This is a genomic window from Megamonas rupellensis DSM 19944 (genome assembly GCF_000378365.1).
In the GTDB taxonomy this organism is placed as follows: domain Bacteria; phylum Bacillota; class Negativicutes; order Selenomonadales; family Selenomonadaceae; genus Megamonas; species Megamonas funiformis.
The window spans coordinates 34,475-57,568 of the sequence record NZ_KB899575.1 but is presented as its reverse complement, the minus strand read 5'-3'; the positions used below and the strand labels follow the sequence as shown (position 1 = coordinate 57,568).

The 23,094-nt window shown below is 31.7% G+C and carries 22 protein-coding genes and 1 pseudogene; 8 read left to right on the top strand and 15 right to left on the bottom strand.

Translation table 11 applies throughout. The features are described from left to right. Window positions 1-45: 45 nt before the first annotated feature. Window positions 46-426, top strand: a pseudogene (locus F553_RS12735) (sugar O-acetyltransferase); the annotation flags it as partial. Window positions 427-489: 63 nt separating this feature from the next. Continuing rightward, entirely contained in the window at window positions 490-1,059 is a 570-nt protein-coding gene (locus F553_RS12730; RefSeq protein WP_425269980.1) for a sugar O-acetyltransferase, read from the top strand. A 50-nt stretch (window positions 1,060-1,109) separates the two neighbouring features. On the opposite strand, the gene F553_RS0105315 is transcribed toward F553_RS12730, so the two are convergent. The 3 genes from F553_RS0105315 to iolE all read right to left on the bottom strand — a co-directional run bounded on the left by F553_RS0105315 (window position 1,110) and on the right by iolE (window position 4,398). Next, window positions 1,110-2,006 carry a DMT family transporter gene (locus F553_RS0105315; RefSeq protein WP_018999288.1) on the bottom strand — a complete coding sequence of 299 codons (897 nt, stop codon included), beginning with the start codon at window positions 2,004-2,006 and terminating at the stop codon, window positions 1,110-1,112. Between the two features lie 23 nt (window positions 2,007-2,029). Next, window positions 2,030-3,445, bottom strand: a complete 1,416-nt coding sequence (locus F553_RS0105310) for a GntP family permease (protein ID WP_018999287.1) — start codon at window positions 3,443-3,445, stop codon at window positions 2,030-2,032. Between the two features lie 65 nt (window positions 3,446-3,510). Next, a complete protein-coding gene (gene iolE, locus F553_RS0105305; protein WP_018999286.1) occupies window positions 3,511-4,398 on the bottom strand; it encodes a myo-inosose-2 dehydratase in 888 nt (295 codons plus the stop codon). Window positions 4,399-4,841: 443 nt separating this feature from the next. On the opposite strand from iolE, the gene F553_RS0105300 reads away from it, so the two are divergent. Beyond that, window positions 4,842-5,693 (top strand): AraC family transcriptional regulator, encoded by an 852-nt coding sequence (locus tag F553_RS0105300; protein ID WP_018999285.1) that lies wholly within the window; start codon window positions 4,842-4,844, stop codon window positions 5,691-5,693. Between the two features lie 45 nt (window positions 5,694-5,738). On the opposite strand, the gene F553_RS0105295 is transcribed toward F553_RS0105300, so the two are convergent. The 10 genes from F553_RS0105295 to F553_RS11700 all read right to left on the bottom strand — a co-directional run bounded on the left by F553_RS0105295 (window position 5,739) and on the right by F553_RS11700 (window position 16,312). Next, complete coding sequence (locus F553_RS0105295; protein WP_008540263.1) at window positions 5,739-6,050, bottom strand: PTS sugar transporter subunit IIA; 312 nt, start codon at window positions 6,048-6,050, stop codon at window positions 5,739-5,741. Window positions 6,051-6,077: 27 nt separating this feature from the next. Continuing rightward, window positions 6,078-7,472, bottom strand: coding sequence for a sugar porter family MFS transporter (locus F553_RS0105290; protein ID WP_018999284.1), 1,395 nt, complete (start codon window positions 7,470-7,472; stop codon window positions 6,078-6,080). Between the two features lie 117 nt (window positions 7,473-7,589). Beyond that, on the bottom strand, window positions 7,590-8,510 hold the full coding sequence (locus F553_RS0105285; protein ID WP_018999283.1) for a sugar phosphate isomerase/epimerase family protein: 921 nt from the start codon (window positions 8,508-8,510) through the stop codon (window positions 7,590-7,592). A 119-nt stretch (window positions 8,511-8,629) separates the two neighbouring features. Then, entirely contained in the window at window positions 8,630-9,463 is an 834-nt protein-coding gene (locus F553_RS0105280; RefSeq protein ID WP_018999282.1) for a sugar phosphate isomerase/epimerase family protein, read from the bottom strand. Between the two features lie 44 nt (window positions 9,464-9,507). Continuing rightward, window positions 9,508-10,518 carry a Gfo/Idh/MocA family protein gene (locus tag F553_RS0105275; RefSeq protein ID WP_008539174.1) on the bottom strand — a complete coding sequence of 337 codons (1,011 nt, stop codon included), beginning with the start codon at window positions 10,516-10,518 and terminating at the stop codon, window positions 9,508-9,510. Between the two features lie 207 nt (window positions 10,519-10,725). Next, window positions 10,726-11,754 carry a LacI family DNA-binding transcriptional regulator gene (locus tag F553_RS0105270; RefSeq protein WP_018999281.1) on the bottom strand — a complete coding sequence of 343 codons (1,029 nt, stop codon included), beginning with the start codon at window positions 11,752-11,754 and terminating at the stop codon, window positions 10,726-10,728. A 121-nt stretch (window positions 11,755-11,875) separates the two neighbouring features. Further along, window positions 11,876-12,478: a cytidylate kinase-like family protein gene (locus F553_RS0105265; protein WP_018999280.1), complete on the bottom strand. Its 603-nt coding sequence runs from the start codon at window positions 12,476-12,478 to the stop codon at window positions 11,876-11,878. Between the two features lie 28 nt (window positions 12,479-12,506). Beyond that, window positions 12,507-13,886: an MFS transporter gene (locus F553_RS0105260; RefSeq protein ID WP_018999279.1), complete on the bottom strand. Its 1,380-nt coding sequence runs from the start codon at window positions 13,884-13,886 to the stop codon at window positions 12,507-12,509. Window positions 13,887-14,024: 138 nt separating this feature from the next. Then, the gene (gene iolG / locus F553_RS0105255; RefSeq protein WP_008539168.1) at window positions 14,025-15,050 is read right to left on the bottom strand and encodes an inositol 2-dehydrogenase; all 1,026 of its coding nucleotides are present in this window, start codon (window positions 15,048-15,050) and stop codon (window positions 14,025-14,027) included. A gap of 344 nt (window positions 15,051-15,394) precedes the next feature. Then, the gene (locus F553_RS11700; protein ID WP_018999278.1) at window positions 15,395-16,312 is read right to left on the bottom strand and encodes an NUDIX hydrolase N-terminal domain-containing protein; all 918 of its coding nucleotides are present in this window, start codon (window positions 16,310-16,312) and stop codon (window positions 15,395-15,397) included. 185 nt (window positions 16,313-16,497) lie between these two features. On the opposite strand from F553_RS11700, the gene F553_RS0105245 reads away from it, so the two are divergent. The 5 genes from F553_RS0105245 (at window position 16,498) to F553_RS12090 (ending at window position 20,277) form a co-directional block, all read left to right on the top strand. Then, a complete protein-coding gene (locus F553_RS0105245; RefSeq protein ID WP_018999277.1) occupies window positions 16,498-17,067 on the top strand; it encodes a DUF3793 family protein in 570 nt (189 codons plus the stop codon). A 23-nt stretch (window positions 17,068-17,090) separates the two neighbouring features. Then, window positions 17,091-17,522, top strand: coding sequence for a flavodoxin (locus tag F553_RS0105240; RefSeq protein ID WP_018999276.1), 432 nt, complete (start codon window positions 17,091-17,093; stop codon window positions 17,520-17,522). A gap of 147 nt (window positions 17,523-17,669) precedes the next feature. Continuing rightward, on the top strand, window positions 17,670-18,797 hold the full coding sequence (locus F553_RS0105235; protein ID WP_018999275.1) for a DUF362 domain-containing protein: 1,128 nt from the start codon (window positions 17,670-17,672) through the stop codon (window positions 18,795-18,797). 241 nt (window positions 18,798-19,038) lie between these two features. Then, entirely contained in the window at window positions 19,039-19,722 is a 684-nt protein-coding gene (locus F553_RS0105230; protein WP_018999274.1) for a YczE/YyaS/YitT family protein, read from the top strand. A 102-nt stretch (window positions 19,723-19,824) separates the two neighbouring features. Further along, the gene (locus F553_RS12090) at window positions 19,825-20,277 is read left to right on the top strand and encodes an HDIG domain-containing metalloprotein (protein WP_341871230.1); all 453 of its coding nucleotides are present in this window, start codon (window positions 19,825-19,827) and stop codon (window positions 20,275-20,277) included. A gap of 187 nt (window positions 20,278-20,464) precedes the next feature. On the opposite strand, the gene F553_RS0105220 is transcribed toward F553_RS12090, so the two are convergent. Further along, complete coding sequence (locus tag F553_RS0105220) at window positions 20,465-21,748, bottom strand: adenylosuccinate synthase (protein ID WP_018999273.1); 1,284 nt, start codon at window positions 21,746-21,748, stop codon at window positions 20,465-20,467. Window positions 21,749-21,790: 42 nt separating this feature from the next. Then, window positions 21,791-23,086, bottom strand: coding sequence for an adenylosuccinate lyase (purB, locus tag F553_RS0105215; RefSeq protein ID WP_015562021.1), 1,296 nt, complete (start codon window positions 23,084-23,086; stop codon window positions 21,791-21,793). Window positions 23,087-23,094 lie beyond the last annotated feature (8 nt).

The window sequence follows — 23,094 nt, the reverse complement described above, 5'->3', positions numbered from 1 at the left end:
AGAGATTTCTTAAGAACTTTTGTGGCAAAATTAGATGAAGGTGCTATGATTAATAGTCCATTTTATATGGAATTTGCCAATCATTTAGAAATGGGTGTAAATAGCTTTATCAATTATGACTGTATTATGCTTAATAATGCAATGGTAAAATTGGGTGATAATGTATTAGTTGGGCCAAAAGTAAGTTTCTATACAGCTATGCATCCAATTGACGCTAAACAACGTGAACAATGGCTTGTATATGCTAAGCCAATAACTGTTGAAGATAATGTATGGATTGGTGGTTCAGCTACTATTTTAGGTGGTGTAACTATTGGTAAAAACGCTATTGTAGGTGCTGGTGCAGTAGTAACAAAAGACGTTGAGCCAAATACAATAGTAGTGGGCAATCCTGCTAGAGTTTTGCGTAAAATCACAGCAGAAGATAGTAAGAAATATCAAGAAGAATTAGCAAAGCAAAAAGATGTAAATAAAAGTGAATTTGATAAGATGATAGCTGGTCAATGGTATAATGCAATGGATTATTCTATGTTGAAATTGCGTCAAGAAAATAATAAAAAAACAGAAGCATATAGCAGAATAACTATAAATACTTTATCTTATAAAGATAGAATGGCAAAGGCTATTGTTAAAGAATTTGGTGAAAATGCTAATATCATACCACCATTTACTTGTGATTATGGTTGTAATGTCAAAGTAGGAGATAATACAGTTATCAATCATAGTGGTGTATTTTTGGATACAAATGAAATCAATATTGGCAAACATGCTTTAATTGGACCAAAATCTGGGCTTTATGGAGCTATACATCCTTTTGATGTAGAAGCTAGAAATGAAGGCATTGAAAAGGCAAAGACAATTAACATCGATGATGGTGCTTGGCTTGGTGGTAAAGTAACAGTAGTGCCAGGTGTAAGCATTGGCAAACATTCAGTGATTGGTGCTGGTTCAGTGGTAACAAAAGATATACCAGATGATGTAGTAGCTGTAGGTAATCCTTGTCGAGTGATTAGAAAAATTACAGAAGATGACAAAATAAATCCAATCCGCAAAAAATAAATAGATAATGAAAAAGCCTTAAGAATTTTTTTCTTAAGGCTTTTATTGTTTCACGTGAAACATTTGATGATTTTTTGACTATGAGTTGTTATATATACTCCTAAAAAAATAAATAAGGCGCCAGATAATTGAATATAACCAATCTCTTCTTTAAGAAAAATAGCACCACAAATCATGCCAAAAATAGGAGTTAAGTTAGAAAAAATAGCTGCTATACTAGGACCAGCATTTTTTACACCGATGTTCCAAAATAACATCGAGCCAACACCGCCACATATTACAACAAAAGCAAAGGACATATATCCTAAACTATCTAGTGGTGTGTAATATAACTGTCCAGAGAAATAAGCATAGATTGCTACTTCAATAGCACCGATTAATCCCGACCAAGCTGTTACAGCAATAGCGGATAAATAATTCATGATTTTTAGGCCTAAAATGGAATATAATGCCCAAACGATTTGACAAATAAAAAATAATGTATCGCCAGGATTAAAATTAAAATTTAATAATACATCTATAGAGCCTTTTGTAATTAAGAAAATAACACCAATAAAAGAAATAAAAATACCAATCCATTGGATGAAATTTAATCGTTCATGAATGAATATCGTGGCAATTAATGCTGTAATAGCAGGACCTGTAGCGGCGATTAATGTACAATTAGTGATACTAGAATAGTGAAGCCCTGTAAACTGAGCTACATTATTGATGCCTATACCTGTCAGTCCCATGAGGATTAGAGGAACGATACAATGTTTAGGTGGAATAAATTTTTGTTCTTTTTTTAAATAGATAATTATGAATAAAATCGTACTTATTAATAAATATCTAAAAGTAGTTAAAGCAGGGGGCGTCCAATTTTGTATAAGAATTTTAATACATAATGGTTGGATGCCCCAAAAGATAGTGGCAAGCGATAATAATAAATATGTTTGTTTTAACATGGAATATATACCTTAGTACTTAATCATACTAAACCAAATAACATATAAGCGATTAAACATATGAAAGCTACTGAGAATTTTAATAATGTAAGTACAAAAATATCATAATAAGATTCTTTATGAGTGAGACCACAAACTGCCATTAGAGTTACAAGTGCCCCAGCATGAGGTACAGTATCAAATCCCTCAGAAGCAATGCAGATAATACGATGTAAAACTTCTGGGGACATACCAATTTGCTGTGCCCAAGTTAGCCATTCTTGACCAAATGTTCCTACTGTAATCATTAAACCAGCAGAAGAGGAACCTGTAATACCAACCATGATATTAGTAGTAATAATAGAGGAGAACAAAGGACCATCACCAAAAGAAAGTCCTAAAAGGGCAGATTTTATCATAGCAAAAGCAGGAAGTGCAGCGATAACACAACCAAAAGCATAACCAGAAGCTACATTTAAAACAGCAGAGGTAGAGCCAATAGCACCTGTATTTATTGGATGAATAACGCCTCCTAAACGGCGTAATTTTTTACGACCAATATAAGCAGCTACAATACTACTAATTAATAAAGCAACATTGATAGACCATATAGCTTGAACTTTAGCAACACTTGAAGCAATCAAAGAGAGCTTTAAAGGTGCAAATGCTAATAAACTATTTTGATCCCAATGAAAAGCCCAAGACCAGTTAAATGGATTGCTAACATATAGATTAATAATAATAACCATTAAAAGAGGAATAGAGGATAATCGCCAATCAGGTAGTTCATCATTATTGTTTTCAGGTTCGTTTAAAGTATGTTTTCCATAACCTTCGCCTTTAGATTTAAGCGATTTACTACGGTAAGAAATCCAAACATAAGCTATGATAAAAAATAGAATAGAAGCGAGTAGCCCTTGACCTATGCCTGCCCAAGTAGTCGTACCAAATACAGCAGATGGGATAATATTTTGTATTTGAGGTGTACCTGGTAAAGATACCATACTATAAGTAAAAATGCCCATCCACAGAATTGCTGGTAAAAGACGTTTAGGAATATCAGCTTGTTTAAAAAGTATAGCAGCAAATGGATACATAACAAAAGCTACTACAAACACACTTAATCCACCATAAGTGAGAACACCGCAACCAAGTAATACAGCAAGGATAGCACGTTCTTTTCCTAGAACAGATACAATTTTAGCAGCTACTGAAGCAGCTAGACCGCCTTCTTCCATGATTTTGGCAAAGACAGCACCAAGTAAAAATACAGGATAATAACTTTTAATATATTCAGCAGCTTTAGTCATATACAATTCACTATATACAGGCATGGAAGTATAGTCACTAGTAATAGCTGCTAAAACAGCAAATATTGGAGCAATAAAGATTAATGAAAAACCTCGATAGGCAAAAAACATTAATAATAATAAACTAATAAAAATAATAGCTAAATCCATAAATAATACCTCCAAGTATAAATAAAAGCCTTCCTGAATAAGGAAGGCTTTTATGATGCTTTAAATTATAAACCAGAAACTTCGTGGATATATTTTCTAGCTTTTTGAGCATATTCAAGAGGGTTAGCAATTGCAGGGTCTTGTTCTGCTTCAACCATTGTCCAACCTTCGTAATTATTTTCTTTTAAAATATCATAAACAGGTTTGAAATCAATGCAACCATCACCAGGAACAGTGAACATGCCCATTCTTACACCATCTAAGAAACTCATATTTTCGTTTTTTACTTTTTCAACAAGTTCTTTACGAACATCTTTTAAATGAACATGTTTAATACGATTAACATATTTTTTGAGAATACCGATATAATCTTCACCAGAACATACGAGATGACCAGTATCATATAAAAGGAATACAAGATTAGGATCTGTCATTTCCATGAGTTTATCAATTTCTGCTTCAGTTTGTACACCAGTTCCCATGTGGTGATGATAAACAAGTTTCATATCTTTTTCAGCAGCTAAAGCCCCTAATTTGTTAAGTCCTTCAGCAACTAGTTTCCATTCTTCATCAGTATTATGAGGTTTATTAGCGAATAAAGGTGTAGAAAGTTGACCTTGAATACTATTACCTTGTTCGGATACTACAACTACTTTTGCTCCCATAGCATGTAAAAAATCACGGTGAGCTTTAAATGCTTCAGCAGTTTCTTCATAAGGTTTTGTTGTTAAAAAAGAACTAAACCATGCACTAGCAACAGAAAGACCACGTAGAGCAAGAGCTTTTTTTAATACATCTACATCTTTTGGAAATTTACCACCCATTTCACAGCCAGTGAAACCTGCTAAAGCCATTTCACTTACACATTGTTGAAATGTGTTTTCCTTGCCGAGGTCTGGCATATCATCGTTTGTCCAACCAATTGGGCAGATACCTAATTTAATATTTGTCATGAGAAATTCCTCCAAATTATAATTTATATTTATGGTTTAAATAACCTTGTTTGCAAAATAGATAAGTATGTTTACTAAACATACTTATCAAAATAAGAAATAAAAGGAAGACTTATTTATATAGTGATAATATATAAATTTATGCTGAATTAGTGTAAGAGGAGAAATTTTCTCCTCTTAGAAAATATATAGCATAATAAAAAAGGGGGCAATTTTATATCATAAATTGACAGTTTTAAGAAGTTAATTTATGATTATATAAAGAGCATATTAGTTAAATAATTAAAAATATTTATCTATATTATGAATATATTATGAATATATTATGAGTAACTTATGTAAGTATATAGTACATCTTTTTGGTGATTTTGTCTATAGTTTTTATGGAAATTTTTATTATTTTTAGTAAGTTTAATTTTAATAATTTTGAAGGGAGTATTTATATGTTACAGTATTTTATGCCACATAAATATAAACATATTTTGAATAGAGATTGTACGCCTAAATTAGAATATTTTTGTAAAGTAGATGAAGTTTCATCTGTTATGCCTAGAGCTATGCATGTACATGAAAACTTAGTTGAAGTTTTATTAGTTTATGAAGGTAGCGGTATTTATACAATTGATAATAATAAATATATAGCTAAGAAAGGTGATTTGATTTTTTATAATTCTGGAGTAGTACATGATGAATTTGGTGGTAATGGAAGTAATTTAGGAACATATTGTTTAGGTATATCTAATTTAAAAATACTTAAATTAGGAGATAATAAAATTATTGAAGATAATTATTGTCCAATAATAAATTGTAATGAGTATTTTGATGATATTTTGAGTATGTTTGATATAATAAGAAAAAGTATAGATGTTGATGGAATACATGTAGCAGAATTCAGTAATTTTTTAGTACAAGCATTAGTGGTTAAGTTTCGTATAATTATTGAAAAAAATGGAGATGTAAAACAAATAAAAGAGCCATCATTAGCAACAAAAGTAAAAATATATATTGATAAAAATTATAATGAAAATATATCTTTAAAAAGTACTGCAGAAGCTGTAAATGCCAATCAGTATTATTTATCACATATTTTTAAAGAAGAAACAGGATTTTCTCCAATGCAATATGTTACTCGAAGAAGAATTGGAGAAGCACAAAATTTGCTGATTAATACACAACTTAGTATTACAGAAATAGCAGCAAATGTAGGATATAATAATTCAAATTATTTTCAAAATGTTTTTAAAAAAATAGTTGGATACACTCCAGGTTCATATCGTAAGCGTTGGCAGGTATAAATAAAATAAGCTAAGACATATTTTGTGTCTTAGCTTATTTTAGAATTACTTTTTAATGATACTATATAATTGAATGATTTCAATTACCATATCTTTAAGTATATAGGTGGTCATTAGATAATCTTGAGCATGTGATATTAAAACATTAAAAGAAAGTTTTTCACCATTGGCTTCACGTGTAAGTAATTCTTGTGTTTGTAATTCATGAGCTTTTTGTAATTGTGGTGTAGCTTTATCAATTTGAGCTTGTGCTTCAGTAAACTTTCCTTGATGAGCTAATTTTAATGCAGCTTGTAATTCAGCTTTAGCATCTCCGGCCAAGGAGATAATATCAAATGCAATTTTTTCTGTATTCATGTTAACAACACCTTTCAAAAATTTTTATTATTTATAATCATGACGGAATTTACGTTCAATATCTTCTATAGATAAACCTTTAGTTTCTGGCATAATAAATTTAGTAAAGAGTAGAGATAAAATACCAATAGAACTAAAAATATAAAAAGTATTAGATAAGCCAAATGTATTCATAAGTATTGGAAATAGTAATTGAATACAAAAGTTGGATCCCCATAGAAAGAAAACGGCAATACCAAGAGCTGTACCACGCATTCTAAGTGGAAATATTTCAGACATATATACCCAAGTTACAGGAGATACAAATGTTTGTTGAAAAAAGAGAAATGTTATTGTAAGAGATAATACAAAATATGGTAAATTTGGAGAGCCAGCCATAATATTAGAAATAGTGCCAATACAAGTATTAGCAAATAGAATACCTATAAGCCCAATAGTAAGCATTTTGCGGCGAGTTAATCGTCTCACTAATGTAAAACCAAACAAGGTACCAATAACTGAGATAATACCATTACCAATATTACCAATTAGTGCAGCATCAGTAGAAAATCCAGATTTTGTAAGTATTTGAGAGCCATAGAACATAATAGTATTAACACCTGTTGTTTGCTGTAAAATAGCTACTCCAATACCAATTAATAGAACTTTCTTCATCCATGGTTCAGTAAAATCTTTAAAAGATAAATTTTGTTGAATAGACTGCTCTGCTAATAAATCTTGGATATCATTTAATTCAGCAATAGCTTTAGCTTCACTTTCATGGGTTAATCTCAGAACATCTAAAGCTTCAGAAGTTTTTCCTTTAGCAACAAGCCAACGAGGAGATTCTTTGTTTATTAACATACCAAAAAATAATAGAATAGCAGGAATAGCTGCTATTGCTAAAATATAACGCCAAACATGAGGATCGTGTCCAAGCGTAATAGCAATAATAGCATTTACTATATATGCTAATAATTGACCAGATACAATAACTAGTTCCATTAGAACAACTAAACTACCACGTAAATTACCAGTGGCAATTTCTGCTAAATATGCAGGAACAATAGTAGAAGCACTACCAACAGCTAATCCTAATGTAAATCTAAATATTATAATCATAGTTGCATTAATGGATAGAGCACAACCAAGAGTAGATATAAAAAATAGTATTGACAAATAAGTAAGTGCTGGTTTACGACCCAAAATATCAGAAATACGACCTCCAAGAGCAGAACCAAAAGCAGCGCCAATGCAAATGGCACTTACTACAAGACCTTCTAATGCAGGTGTTAAATTTAGTTGGTCAGGTTCAGCCATATATGGAAGTGCTCCATTTATAACTCCTGTATCATAACCAAAAGCTAAAGAAGCAAATGTAGCAGTAATAGCCATAATCATTACAGTTCTTGAGGCTTTTGTATTTATTTGTTCACTAGACATATAATTCCTCCACTTTTTTAATAAAAATTAAAAATAATTTTAAAATTTAAAATAAAATGAAAAATAATTTTAGTAAATATAGTAGCTAGGTTATTTCTAGCTACTATATTTATTTGTTTATTTACCTAATAATTCACGTTCAATACGTTCACGAGCTTCTGGTGCTTGGATATTCATTTTTTCAGGGAAGCCAAAATAAGATACGCAAGCAATATTATCTCCACCTACTTTTGGAGCATCTTTCTTTAATTGTTTATTTGCAAAATCCATTCCGCGTAGTGTTTCAAATATTCCATCGAAATCAACATCGCCTTCTCCCATTGCTAAATGTTGATGGATAGTTACATCTGCTCTACCTCTTGCATTTAAAGATGGTGGATTTGCTATATATCTACAATCTAATGTTTGATTAAATGTATCAGCAAATAATACATGTGTTAATTCGTCTCCTGCGTATTTTAACATAGAACGAACGTCACCTTTTCCTTGGTCATAGAAGAATGTATGAGCTGCTGAATATACTACACCTAAGTTTTTAGAACGGAATGATTTTACTAAATCACAAGTTTCATTATTTAATTCACAAAAATCATAAGGATGGGACTGTATTTCTACACGTAAACCTTCACGTTCGATAATTGGAAGCAATTCTTCCATAGATTTAAACCACATACCGTTGCAAATTTCTTGTTGATTTGGATCTCCAGAAAATTCAGTATTGATAACAGGAACACCCATATCTACAGCTATTTCAATCATGCGTTTCCAATTACGTACAGCGAATTGACGTTCTTCTTCAGTAGGACCAGACCAACGATATACAACAATAAATGAAGAAATTTCTACACCAGTTTCTTTAAGAGCTTTTCGATATTCGCGTTCACAATCTTCAGAGAAAAGTGGATGTTTATAAAATGGATTAATGCGAGGATGTGGGGATTGTTCAATATATTTATAACCCCAATCAGCTACTTGGTGAACCATAGTATTAATATCCATTTGTTTAGCGAGCACATCAACATCAAATGCTATTTTCATAATAAAACCTCCATGAATTTATAAGTAAAAGATATAGTATATTTTAAGTAATTTAATAACTAAAATTTTAGTATGTATAAAAGACGGCTTATCTATAGACAGCCGTCTTTTGTTATATTTTAACCAAAATATTTATTTACAAATGCTTTAGTTACTTCGGCTGCTTTTTTTATATTTTCTTCATGACTCATAGCATAATATTCTGGACGGAATTCTTCGATAGTACAAACGCCATCAAAGCCAATTTCTTTTAATGCTGTAGCAATACCTTCATGATCTACAACACCTTCTTCAGGCCATAAACGTTTATCATCACCGCAAGAGCCAAGTGGTAAATCTTCGCAATCATTTAAATGATAAGCAAAAATTTTATTACCATCTGCTTTTTTGAGGTCTTCAAGTTTAGAACACATTTCATGGAAATGGAATGTATCTACAGTGATGCCAACATTTGGACGATCAACAGCTTTTACAACATCATAAGCTGTACCAAATTGATTGATGGAGCAATTTGGAGCACCACAGAATTCAAGAGAGATTTTCATATCTTCTCCAACTTTATCAGATAAATAACGTAGACGAGCAACAGCTTCTTCTTTAATTTCAGAGATAGTTTTATCTTTTACATCAAAAGATGGTACAGTAATAAGCATTTTCATACCGATGGCTTTAGAAACTTTTAAAATGAAATCTACTTCATCATCGATTTCTTTTTCTCCAGCTTCATCTCTTTGGTTGAAGAAAATTAAAGTATTGTAAGCCCAAGGTTTTAAATGATGATTTTTAAACCAAGTAGCGAGTTCATCTAAAGTATGTTCTTTTAAATAGTCTTTTACGCAGTCAAAACGAATTTCAATATAATCGAAACCGTATTTTTCACACATTTCGAGGTCTGCCATTAAAGACTGACCTTTACATTCTAAAGCTGTAGCTTCATTAAATCCGATTTTCATGTTTATATTCCTCCAATTTGTACACGTGAACGCAATGGGCAAAATTATTTATTGTAGAAATCAGGTTTTTCTACAGCTGCGTTAATTTTTTCAATAGCACCAGTTTGTTGAGCTTTTACAAGAGCGTCAGCAGTGATAGCAGCAAGATAGCCATCCCAAGCATTTGGACCATTGATTTCGCCTTTAGCAGCATCATCAACCCAAGCTTGAACTTCAGCATCATAAGCGTCTTTAAAACGAACGAAGCAATCAGTATCAATTGTTGTGGATACACTAGCATTTTTACGAATTGTTGGATAAACAGTAGCCATAGGCATTTTGATAGCACCATCTTCACAAACTACTTCGCAATTGATATCGTAACCAAATTTGCAGTTAACAAATACTTCTACATCAATGCAGACACCTTTTTTTGTACGGAGTAACATGATTTGAGGATCTTTTAATTCGCTATGAGAATATTTAGTAACTCTTGGCATGATTACTTGTGCGGATTCATATTCATCATCAACAAGCCAATGTAATACGTCAATTTCATGAATTGCAGTATCATGAACAGCCATTGGAGTATTATAATTAGTACCTACTTCTGGGTTTCTATGTGTGCAGTGAAGCATTAATGGTTCACCATATTCACCAGATAAGAGAGCTTCTTTTACTTTAGCATAACCAACATCATAACGACGCATAAAGCCTAATTGAATTAAATGTTTACCAGAAGCAACTTCAGCTTGTACAACTTTTAGGCAATCTTCAGCTGTTGTGCAAAGTGGTTTTTCGCAGAAAATACGTTTGCCAGCTTGGATAGCTTCTAAAAGAGCTTCAACATGAGCAAAACCAGGACTTACAATGAATACAGCATCAACATCTGGATCATTAATTAAAAGTTTTTCATCAGTATAAACTTTAGCGTTACAAATACTAGCAGCTTTTTTTGCACTTTCTTCAAATACATCACAAACAGCAACAACTTGAGCACCTTGAATTTTATTTGTCAATCTGGAGATATGGTCTCTACCCATTCCGCCACAGCCGATAACACCTACATTTAACATTATATATTCCTCCAATTATAAATTTATGATTATTTGTTAGTTGTTTATAATTTCTTTCGTTGAGTTTATTATACAATAATGTTCACGTGAACGCAATATATTTTTGCAAATAAAATAAACTTTTTTTTATTATAAATTTTCTGATGATTAAATAAAAATAGAAGGGAAATATCTTGATAATAATAATAAAGATACATTCCCTTTCTGTTAGATGTTGAAGCGATTTTTAATCACAATATCAGTATAAGCAAATTTACTGTCAGGATTTTTATTATCAAATAATTTATGAAATAATAACATAATAGATTGATATCCTTGAGTATAAGCATCTTGTCCAATTAAAAAGTTGATTGTACCATTTGACAGTAATTGAATATTATCATTAATAAAATCATTAGCAATAATTTTAATATCTTTGATTTTATTTGCTTTTTGTAGCGATTTACAAACACCTATAACACCAGAACCTGTAATATATATGCCTTTTAAATTAGGATATTTATTTAAGATTTCATCAGTAATTTTTTCTGCAACCCAATCATCATCATAAGCATAGCGAATGCCAAGATTATTGATTTGAGGATAAGAAATAGAAATTTCTCTGTTAAAGCCATCGGCACGCTGTTGTAGAGAGGGATTTTCTTCATGCCCAGAGATAATAATAATTTGACCTTGTCCGTTGGTGATTTCTCCCATCAAACCAGCAGCTGTTTGACCACTTTTTACAGCGTTTTGTCCAATAAAACAAAGACGAGCTGTATTTTCTAAATCAGAATTAAAAGTAATAATAGGGATATTATATTCTTGTGAAAATTTATCTATTAGCTTTATTAACAAATTATCTTGAGATGGAGAAAGAGCGATACCATTAAATTTTTCAGATTTCATTTTTTCCATTATTTGAATGACCTCTGTTGGATTTACTCCATTAATTTTATGGATTTTTACACTAGCTCCAAAACTTTCAGCTTCTAATTTTGCAGCTTTTAAACCTATTAAAACATCTTTCATAAATGGAGTTTGAGCTAATTGTAAAATAACTCCAATTTTAATATTTTTTTTAGCCATAGCAAGAGCTCTACCAGCTCTACTAGGTTTATAACCTACATCTTTAGCTATTTTTTTAATACGTTGTTCTACTTCGGGTTTTATACGACCACGATTATTAAGAGCTCTATCTACTGTTCCACGTGAAACACCAGCCAAATCTGCAATTTGTTGTAGAGTAATAGCCATTTACATTCATCCTTTAAAATATCTTAATGATAATTCATTATAATATTTATATTTTGGGATATCAATAATACATTTAATTAAAAAAGAGATAAAGTAAAAACTTTATCTCTTAAATCTTATATTATTTTTGTTGAAGTTTAATGTATTCAATGATTAAGTCAGCAGCTTTTTCTAAAGGAATGTTACTAACATTTATCATTAAATCATAGTTTTGTGCTTCTCCCCAAGTTTGACCAGTATAGTAAGCATAATATCTTTTACGATTTTTGTCTTCTTTATCTAATTGTTCTAGTGTATTATTTCCATAATGATCTTTAGCTCTATTTTGTCTAAAATCATCATCAGCATAGATAAAGAAGGAAAAAGTATTTGGATAATCTTTTAAAATATAATCAGAACATCTACCTAAGAATACAGCACTTCCTTTTTGTGCTAATTTTAAAATGGCGATAGATTGCTCTTTAAACATTTTGTTGTAAAAGGGAATACTTTCAAAAGAATAATCTCCTAAAGAACCAGGCATTGAATAGGAAGTAGTAATTAAGTCTTCCATAACTTCATTTGATATAGGTTCTGTGGAATTATGGAATCTTTCAGCAGCTAAATGTACGATTTTACGATCATAACAGTTAATACCTAATTTTTTAGCTACAATATTAGCTACTTCTTTGCCACCACTACCATATTGTCTAGTTATTGTAATATACATATTATCTTTTAGCATTGTAAAATCAATCCTTTCAAATGAATGATTATAATTTGCCTTCAGCTTCGCGTTTAGCTAAATCTTTCATAATTTGAGGATATATTTTATCTAAGTTGTAAGCTAATAAAACAATTATAAGAACAATCCATACTAAGATTGGTCCATACATATAAAGACTAACAATCATATCAATAGCACTTTGAGGTTGAGTGATGAGGCCACTAGCAGAAGAAACATATCCAGCATAAGATAATAAGCCAGTTAAAGCTGCACTAGTAACACCAGAACCGATTTTTGTACCTACAGAGCCACCAGAGAAAATAAGACCTTCTTGGCGAACATGGAATTTCCATTGACTATATTCAATACAATCACCAAAGAAACCAAAAATAACGGAGCAAAGTGGAGCAAAGAAAATACCACGAATGACACAACTAGCTACTACCCAGTTGAAATCCATTGGATTGATTAGATATATTAAATGACCAATTAAGGCTAAAATGATACCAACTAAAGACATATTGCGTTTGCCATATTTTCTTAGTAATGTAGGACAAACTAAGAGAATGACAGCGATCATAACAATAGTTTCTACTAAATAAAGTAAGCCATATAAGGAATCATCAAAAAAGATATATTTACAATAATAAGGTAAAATGATACCAGTGATACAAGCAATAACATTTTGCATTGTCCAAATAGTCATTGCAATCCAGAAATATTTATTTAGAGCTAAGAAGCGTAATGCTTGTCTAGCTGGAATTTTTTCAGTTTTTTGTGTTTTTTCAAGAACAACAGTTTCTTTACATTTATAGAAGCAAATAAGTAACAATAAAAGAGCTAAAACAGCCCAGATAGACATAACTTTTACCCAAGCAAGCTGGTTATCACCGAATACTTTAATAAGTGGTAAAGTAGCAGATACTGCTAAAATTTTACCAAGAGGAGATAAAGCCATTCTAAAGATACTGAGCATATCACGTTCTTTAGAGATACGAGTCATCATTGCAGATAAACTACCATAAGGTAAATTTAAAGCTGTATAACAAACTGTAGTACATAAATTATATGTTACAAAAATATATGCAAATTGAAGTGCAGATGTAGTTTGAGGTACTGTATAAATTAATACAATGGAGATTGCAAATGGTAAGCTAGTCCATAAAATCCAAGGTCTAGATTTACCCCATTTGGAATTAGTTTTTTCTACTAAAAAACCCATGATAACATCAGATACACCATCAAAACATCTGGATAGAAGCATTACTAATCCAACAACGCTAGCATCAATACCAGCATAGTCAGTATAGAAAAAAGTGAGGATACTCATTGCACCCCAAACGACGTTTTGAGCTGTATCACCTAAACCATATGCTACACGGGTTGTCCAAGATAATTTTCCACTAGAAGCCTGTGCATTATTCATAAATATACTCCTCTCAATAAAATAAGAAAATTGCTAAAAATTAAAATATAAAATAAATTCTATATAATAATGTTTACTATAAGCATATATAATTAGCAAGGATAAATTTATCCTTGCTAATTATTTTATATTAAAGACTTATAGATTATATTCATCAGCAATTTCTTTAATAGTTACAGGACGACCTTCTTGTACAGATTTTTTAGCAGCAAGACCAATTAAAACTGGTTGTAAGCCATCATTAGCATTAACTTCTGTTTCAGTGTCATTTTCAATAGCATCAACAAAAGATTTAACTTCATGAGCATATGCCATCATATAACGTTCTAAGAAGAAATACATAGGTTTTTCAGCTACAACACCTTCTTCGCCACTAAATACTGCATTAGAATTAGAGTCGTTGGAGATTGCAATAGCACCTTTAGTTCCAAAAACTTCAGCACGTTGGTCATAACCATAAACTGCTTTACGACAATTATCAATAACAGCAGTAGCACCATTTGCTAGTTTTAAAGTGATAACAGCAGTATCAATATCACCAGCTTCGCCAATTGCAGGATCAACTGTAACAGAACCTACAGCAAATACTTCAGTAACTTCACTTCCGGAAAGATAACGAACCATATCAAAATCATGAATAGTCATATCGAGGAAAATACCACCAGAAACTTTAACGTATTCAATAGGTGGAGCTTCTGGGTCACGAGATGTTACTTTTATAATTTGTTGTTTACCAATTTTGCCAGAAGCTACAGCTTCTTTAATTGCACGGAAATTATGGTCAAAACGACGATTGAAACCAACTTGATATTTAAGACCAGATGCATTAACAACATCAAGAACTTCTTTGATTTTATTAACATCATGGTCAATAGGTTTTTCACAGAAAACATGTTTACCAGCTTGAATAGCTTCTATAGAAAGAGGAGAATGCATATCAGTAGAAGCACAAATGAGAACAGCTTGAATATCTTTATCAGCCAATATTTTTTTATAATCTGTATAAGTTTCAGTAATGCCAAGAGCGTTTGCCCATGCTATAGTGTTATCATTTAAGAATGGGTCAGCTATTGCTTTTACTTTTGCGTTAGGAACAAATTTAGAAATACTTTCACCATGAACACGACCGATACGTCCAGCACCAATAATACCAATATTAATCATTAAAAAAACCACCTTTGAATAATTTATGTTTAACTTTTGAGTTATTTATGTGTATCTTATGTATATAATTTTAACTGTTTTTATAAAAAAATATCTATAATATATTGTTTTTTATAATATTAGCAATATATTATAGATACTTAATTATTAATATATATGCGATTGTTATATAAAAAAATGAATTTAAAAACTATAAAATCTTGCTTTTGTCAGAAAACTTAAAACTTTAATATCATTTAGATAAAATAAAAATGCAAATAAAAATATATTTATTTTGTATATAAACATAATCAATTTAACAAAAAAATAATCAAAAAATAATCATGTGAATTTTAATCATTTTATTAATCAATGACTGGTACCCAATTTTTATCTTTATAAGCAGCAAAACAAAGCTCAATTTGTTCTTTTGTATTTTTACCTAGAGATAGATTAGGAAGATTATCTAGCGTGAAATAAGCACTATCACTTGTTTCTATATTTTGATTGAATTTGCCGGAGATGACTTCACAGAGCATGAAGATTTTAGTTATGCCATAAGCGTATAATGGCACATTGTGGCGATTTCTATCATGTATTGCGATTAATCTAGTAGGAATGACATCAAGACCAGCTTCTTCTTTAGCTTCTTTGATGAGATTATCGCAGATGGATTGGTTGACATCTACCCAGCCACCAGGGAGAGACCAACGACCATCACGTTCTTTGACGAGCAGTATTTTATCATCTTTGAAGATAACAGAACGTGTATCTAATTTTGGTGTTTGATAACCAGTCTCATTGCAAAATAGAGTTTTTACTTTTTCTACAGGTAGATCTACATATTCGCTCATGATTTCAGCAGCCATTTCGCTAAGTCTAGTGAAGCGTTCATAATCAAAATCATCTTTAGTATAAGCAAGACCAGCTTGAGCGATAAATTGCATTTCCATAGCAGTTGTAAGCCATTTATGATTGATATATGGTTTTTCAATCATAGTTAATGTATTTAAAATATCATAGGGTTGACGGAAATAATATTTTGCTTGAATATGTTTAAAATCATGGCAAGACCATGTAGCAAGGGCAAAATCTATATTTAATTCTTGGGCTAAATCGCTATCTTGGGCATTGATACCAATGAATAAAGCATTATCTTTATCTGTAAAATCTGTTTTAGTTTCTACAAATGATATCGAGATACTTTTCTGTTTTAAAAGGGAAATTATTTGCTTGAATTCATTGTTTTGTAAGCTTTTATTGATAAATAGTTTCGTATACATAAAATCACATCCGTAGTGTTATTTGTTCTTAGCATATTAAATTTAAGCGAAGAACTATTTATTTTTATTATATCTATTTTTATTTGAAAAAGTAGTTATTTTGATTAAAATTATTATTGAAAACTATTATCAATTATTATATAATACATTTATGATAATGATTATCAATTTAAAGAGGTGAAAAAATGAGAGTATGTGATAATGTAGAAACTATGTTGGCTTTTCATGGCGCTCCAACATTAGAAGGTATAAAGCCAGGTAGTTTGATTTCATTTAATAAACAACGTATAAAAAATTGTCATTTGATATTAAAGCGATATAAGAAATGCATGGAATGTAAAGGCATAAGATTTTTTATAATATCAGAAACAGATAATTGGTTGTTACTCTTCATTTATCGCCAAAATGCTTTAAATCAGGTAATTCAAGAAGATAAAGTTCAAGAGTTTTTAAGTTTTTATGGCTATGTGAATTTTAAAAATCTAAATCAATGCTTAAATTATTTAAAGACTCGCATGAGCTTGCAAAAAGGCTTTCCTCATGAGATTGGCATATTTTTAGGCTATCCGCTAGAAGATGTAAAAGGTTTTATTGAAAATAGCGGACGTCATTTCAAAATCTGTGGTCAATGGAAAGTATATTCAGATACAAAACGAGCTGAAAGATTATTTGCAAAATACGCAGAATGCTCAGACCGTTTTTGTGCTTGTTTATCACAAGGGCAATCAATAGAAGATTTAGTAAAAGCTGTTTAAGTTGAACTTTAGGAGGTTTTTTGATGAATAAAATAGCGATTATTTATTGGAGTGGTTCTGGTAATACAGAAGCAATGGCAAATGCAATTAAAACAGGTGTAGATGGTGCAGGAGTATCTTGCGATTTATATTTTGTAAGTGATTTTGATGTAGCTTCAATAAATGATTATGATGGGCTTATTCTAGGCTGTCCTGCTATGGGTGCAGAAGTTTTGGAAGAATGTGAATTTCAGCCAGTTTTTGATGAGATGATAAATTCTTTAAATGGTAAATCCGTAGCTTTATTTGGCTCTTATGGTTGGGGCAGTGGCGAATGGATGACAACTTGGGAAGAACAAGTTAAAGAAGTTGGTGCTGATTTATTTGAAAATGGCTTAATCATCAATGAAACACCAGATGAAGATGGCTTAAATACTTGTGAAGATTTTGGCAAACGTTTTGCTGTAAGTAAATAAATATGTTTTAATTAATCCTTAGCGAAAGCTAGGGATTTTTTATTGACTTGAAGTGTACTTTAAGTTGTAAAATGACTATGTATGTAGAAAACTATATTTATATTATGGTATTATATGGTATAAATAATATACATAGGAGAGGTAGTCATGGAAAAAGCTAAAGTTTATTTTACTGATATGCGCGCATATCCAGGTAAAGAAAATCTATTACAAAAACTTGAACGTTTAATGGTTAAAGCTGGTATTGATAAAATTGATTTTAAAAATAAATTTGTAGCCATTAAAATTCATTTTGGTGAACCAGGAAATCTAGCATATCTTCGTCCAAATTATGCTAAAGTTGTAGCTGATGTAGTAAAAGCTCGCGGTGGTAAACCGTTTTTAACAGATTGCAATACTTTATATGTAGGTCGTAGAAAAAACGCTATAGAACATATGGACGCAGCTTATGAAAACGGATATAATCCATTCACTACAGGTTGTCAGGTAATTATTGCAGATGGTTTAAAAGGTACAGATGAAGCTTATGTTCCAGTACCAAATGGTGAATATGTAAAAGAAGCTAAAGTCGGTCAAGCTTTAATGGATGCAGATATCATTATTGATTTATCTCATTTTAAAGGTCACGAAATGACTGGTTTTGGTGGAGCAATTAAAAATATTGGCATGGGCGGTGGCTCTCGTGCTGGTAAAATGGAAATGCATTGTGATGGAAAACCAAGCGTAGATACAGATAAATGTGTAGGCTGTGGCGCTTGTAGTAGAATTTGTGCTCATGGTGCACCAATTATCACAGATAGAAAATGTTATATTGACCCAGATAAATGTTTAGGTTGCGGTCGTTGTATCGGTGCTTGTCATTTTGATGCTATTAAACCTACAAATTGGAATGCTGAAGATTTATTAAATAGACGTATGGCAGAATATGCTTATGCTATTTTAAATGGTAGACCACATTTCCATATCAATATCATTACAGATGTTTCTCCAAACTGTGATTGCCATGGTGAAAATGATATGCCAATTGTACCAAATCTTGGTATGGTAGCTTCTTTTGACCCAGTAGCAGTTGACCAAGCTAGTGCAGATATTGTAAATGAAGCACCAGTAATCGCTGGCTCTGAACTAGCTGATAATATCTTAAAAGATAGTATTGAAGCAGCAAGACATGACCATTTCCATAATACTCATCCAAATACAAATTGGCATGTATGTCTTGAACATGCTGAAAAAATTGGACTTGGCACTTGTGAATATGAATTAGTTAAAATTTAAGTTAGAAATAAGAAAGCAGCACTAAATTTTAATAGTGCTGTTTTTTTATATTTTTTTATCTATCTTCAATTTAATAAGAAAATTATTATTAAACTTATATGATTAAATAATAATATAGTTAATAAATTTAAACTATAAATATATAGATTTTAATTACTATAAACTATTGAAAAATTTTTTGTTTAGTTTTAAAATAATTAAATAGTTAAGTAATAATATAATACAAGAAAGGAAAATTTACATGATAAAAAGATATGGTATTTTTTTAATTGGACTTACATTTATGTCTTTAGGAATTGTTTTAATCATCAAATCAGCGTTAGGGACTTCTCCAATTTCTAGTGTACCATATGTATTGAGCTTGGCATTGCCATTTACAGTTGGTCAATTTAATTTTGCAGTTAGTTCATTGATGTTTATTTTACAACCTATTATTTTACGCAATAAATTTGAATGGGTACAGATTTTACAAGTGCCAATGACTTTTATTTTCTGTGCGTTTATTGATTTATTTATGTATATATTTAGTTGGCTCCATCTTCAAGCTTATTATCAACATATTTTAGTATTGTTAATCGGTTGTATTTGTATGGGAATAGGTGTTACATGCCAATTATTAGGACGTGTGGTTATGCTTCCTGGTGAAGGTTTAGTAAATGCGATTGCTACTCATTGGAAATTAGACTTTGGCAAGATAAAGGTTATTTTTGATTGGTCACTCGTTGCTATAGCTGGTGGATTATCATTATATTATTTTGGCACTATTGAAGGAATACGAGAAGGAACACTTGTTTCAGCTTTTGCTACAGGGTTATTAGTAAAATTCTTTATGAATATGCTTTTGAAATTTAGAGTGAAGAGATTTGGGCAATTAAGACAGCAATATAAAATGGAAAAGTTAAAATCAAAAGGAAATAAAGTATAATCATTTAGATAAACTTTTTTATTTTTTTAGAAAATAGTGGTAAACTAAAATTAAAATTCTTATTAATTTTATACATAATAAAGAGAAGGGCTGATTTTGATTATGGGTAAAATGTTGACAAGACAAGAAGCTTGGGAATTATTGACAAGATATACAAAAACTCCTAGCTTACAAAAACATGCATTGGCAGTAGAAGCTGTAATGAAGTATTTTGCAAAACTAAATAATGAAGATGTAGAAAAATGGGGAGTAGTGGGTTTACTTCACGATTTAGATTATGAACAATTTCCGGAAGAACATTGTCATAAAGTTGTAGAAATCATGCAAGAAGAAGGAATTGATGATTTTTATATTCATGCAGTATGTAGTCATGGTTATGGCATATGTTCTGATGTGAAACCGGAACATATCATGGAAAAAGTGTTATTTACTATAGATGAATTAACTGGACTTATCAATGCGCTTTGCTTGATGCGACCTTCAAAAAGTGTATTAGATTTAGAAGTAAAATCAGTTAAAAAGAAATTTAAAGATAAATCATTTGCCTCTGTGTAAATCGTCAGATTGTAAAAGATGGCTGTGAAATGTTAGGTATGAGCTTAGATGAAGTCATCAAGGAAACTATTGAAGGCATGAAGACTGAAGCAGAAGCTATTGGCTTAAAAGGTAATCTATAAAATTTTAATTAATAATATAAAAAAGCCTAGAGAACTTAATCTCTAGGCTTTTGTTGTATCATTAATTAAAATACATCATGAAGAATGATTGTCTGATCACGGTTTGGACCTACGGAAACAAATCCAAGACCAATACCTGTAACCTGCGCCATTCTTTCTAAATATTTACGTGCATTTTCTGGTAAATCTTCATATTTTCTGATGCCAGAAATGTCTGTTTTCCAACCAGCGAATGTTTCATAAACTGGTTCTACATTTGCAAGAACTTTTAAGCTTGCAGGCATTTCATCTAAGATTTCACCATTGTATTTATAAGCTACACACATTTTGATTTCATCGAAAGTATCGAGGATATCAAGGCGAGTAACTGCCATATAATCAATACCACTGAGGTAACCTGCATAGCGAACTACGCAAGCATCAAGCCAACCAGTACGACGAGGACGACCTGTAACTGTACCATATTCATGACCGCAATCACGGATTTTATCGCCGATTTCGTTGAGCTGTTCAGTTGGGAAAGGACCTTCACCAACGCGAGTGCAATATGCTTTTACGATACCTACTACTTTATCGATTTTGTTAGGGCCTACACCAGCACCGGAGCTTACGCCACCAGCTGTTGGATGAGAAGCAGTAACATATGGATAAGTACCATGGTCGATATCAAGCATAGTAGCTTGAGCGCCTTCAAACATTACTTTTTTACCAGCATTGATTTCTCTATTTAAGAATGCGGAAGTATCAATTACATGTTTTCTGAGTTTTTCAGCGTAACCGAGATATTCAGTGCGAATATCTTCATAGTTTAATGGTTCTTTACCATAGAGTTTTACAAGCTCACGATTTTTAGTTTCAAGAGCTGTTTTTAATTTTTCGCTGAATGTTTCTTCATCAATTAAATCACAAACGCGGATACCAATACGGTTATCGCGGTCCATATAGCATGGGCCAATACCACGTTTAGTAGTACCGATTTTTAATTCGCCTTTGTTTTCTTCTTCAAGACCGTCCATAAGACGATGGTAAGGCATTACAACGTGAGCACGATTAGAGATACGTAATCCGTCAACAGAGTAACCATCTTTTTTTAGAGCTTCCATTTCTTGAAGGATTACTTCAGGGTCAAAAGCTACACCATTTGCAATCACACAAATTTTATTATCATAGAGCATACCAGATGGCATGAGTCTTTGTTTAAATTCTTTGCCGTCTACTGTAACAGTATGACCTGCATTACTACCACCTTGATAACGTACAACTATATCAGCTTTTTCTGCTAAATAGTCTACGATTTTACCTTTACCTTCATCACCCCATTGGGTACCAGTTACAACAACTGTTGACATAAGAAAACTTCCTCTCTATTACTCAAGTTTAATATTAACTGCTTATTCAATACCGAAACGAGCCATAATCATGTCTACATTGCGTAAGAACCATTGATAATCGAAGCAGTTGTCGATTTCTTCTTTAGTGAGATATTTTGTGATATCTGGGTCTTTTTCTACATTTGTGCGGAAATCTTCGCCTTTGAGCCATCTAGCCATAGCATTTCTTTGAACCCATTTGTAAGCATCTTCACGAAGTACGCCTTTGCTTACAACAGCGAGCATGATGCGTTGGCTGAAGATAAGACCGCCGGTTTTGTTAAGATTTTCCATCATAGCTTCTGGATAAACGAGAAGTTTATCTAAAAGGTTTGTTAATTTACGGCAGCAGTAATCAACGTTGATAGTGCTGTCTGGTAAAATTACGCGTTCAACGGAAGAATGGGAAATATCGCGTTCATGCCAAAGAGTGATATCTTCCATAGCTGCAATAGCGTTACCACGAACAAGGCGAGCCATACCGGAGATACGTTCACCAGTGATTGGATTACGTTTATGAGGCATAGCAGAAGAACCTTTTTGACCTGGTTGGAAATATTCTTCAACTTCACGGATATCTGTACGTTGAAGGTTACGTAATTCTGTAGCGATTTTTTCAAATGTGCTAGCTACAATAGCAAGAGTAGTCATATATTCTGCATGGCGATCACGCTGAATAACTTGTGTTGCAAGTTTTACAGGTTCAATGCCAAGTTTTTTGCAAGTGATTTCTTCAATACGAGGGTCAATATTGGAATAAGTACCTACAGCACCAGAAAGTTTACCAACAGCAACGATTTTTTTAGCGTGTTCAACACGTTCGATATCACGGCAAACTTCATCATACCATAAAGCAAATTTTAAACCGAGAGTCATTGGTTCTGCATGGATACCATGAGTACGACCAATACAAACAGTGTGTTTATATTTTTTAGCTTGACGTTTTAAAACATCACGTAAATTTTTGAGGTCTTCTAAAATAAGCTCAGCGGATTTTTTCATCATAATGCCGAGTGCTGTATCTTTTACGTCGCTGGAAGTTAATCCTTTATGGATATATTTAGAATCTTCACCAACGTATTCAGCAACGTTAGTTAAAAATGCGATAATATCATGATTAGTAACTTTTTCAATTTCTTTAACGCGTTCTAAGTTAAACTGTGCTTTTTCACGAATATTTTTAGCAGCTTCTACAGGAATTTGACCAAGTTCTGCCATAGCTTCACAAGCTGTAATTTCAACTTCTAGCATTACTTCAAATTCGTGTTGGAGAGTCCAAATTCTTCCCATTTCAGGATTGGTATAGCGTTCAATCATTTAAAAAT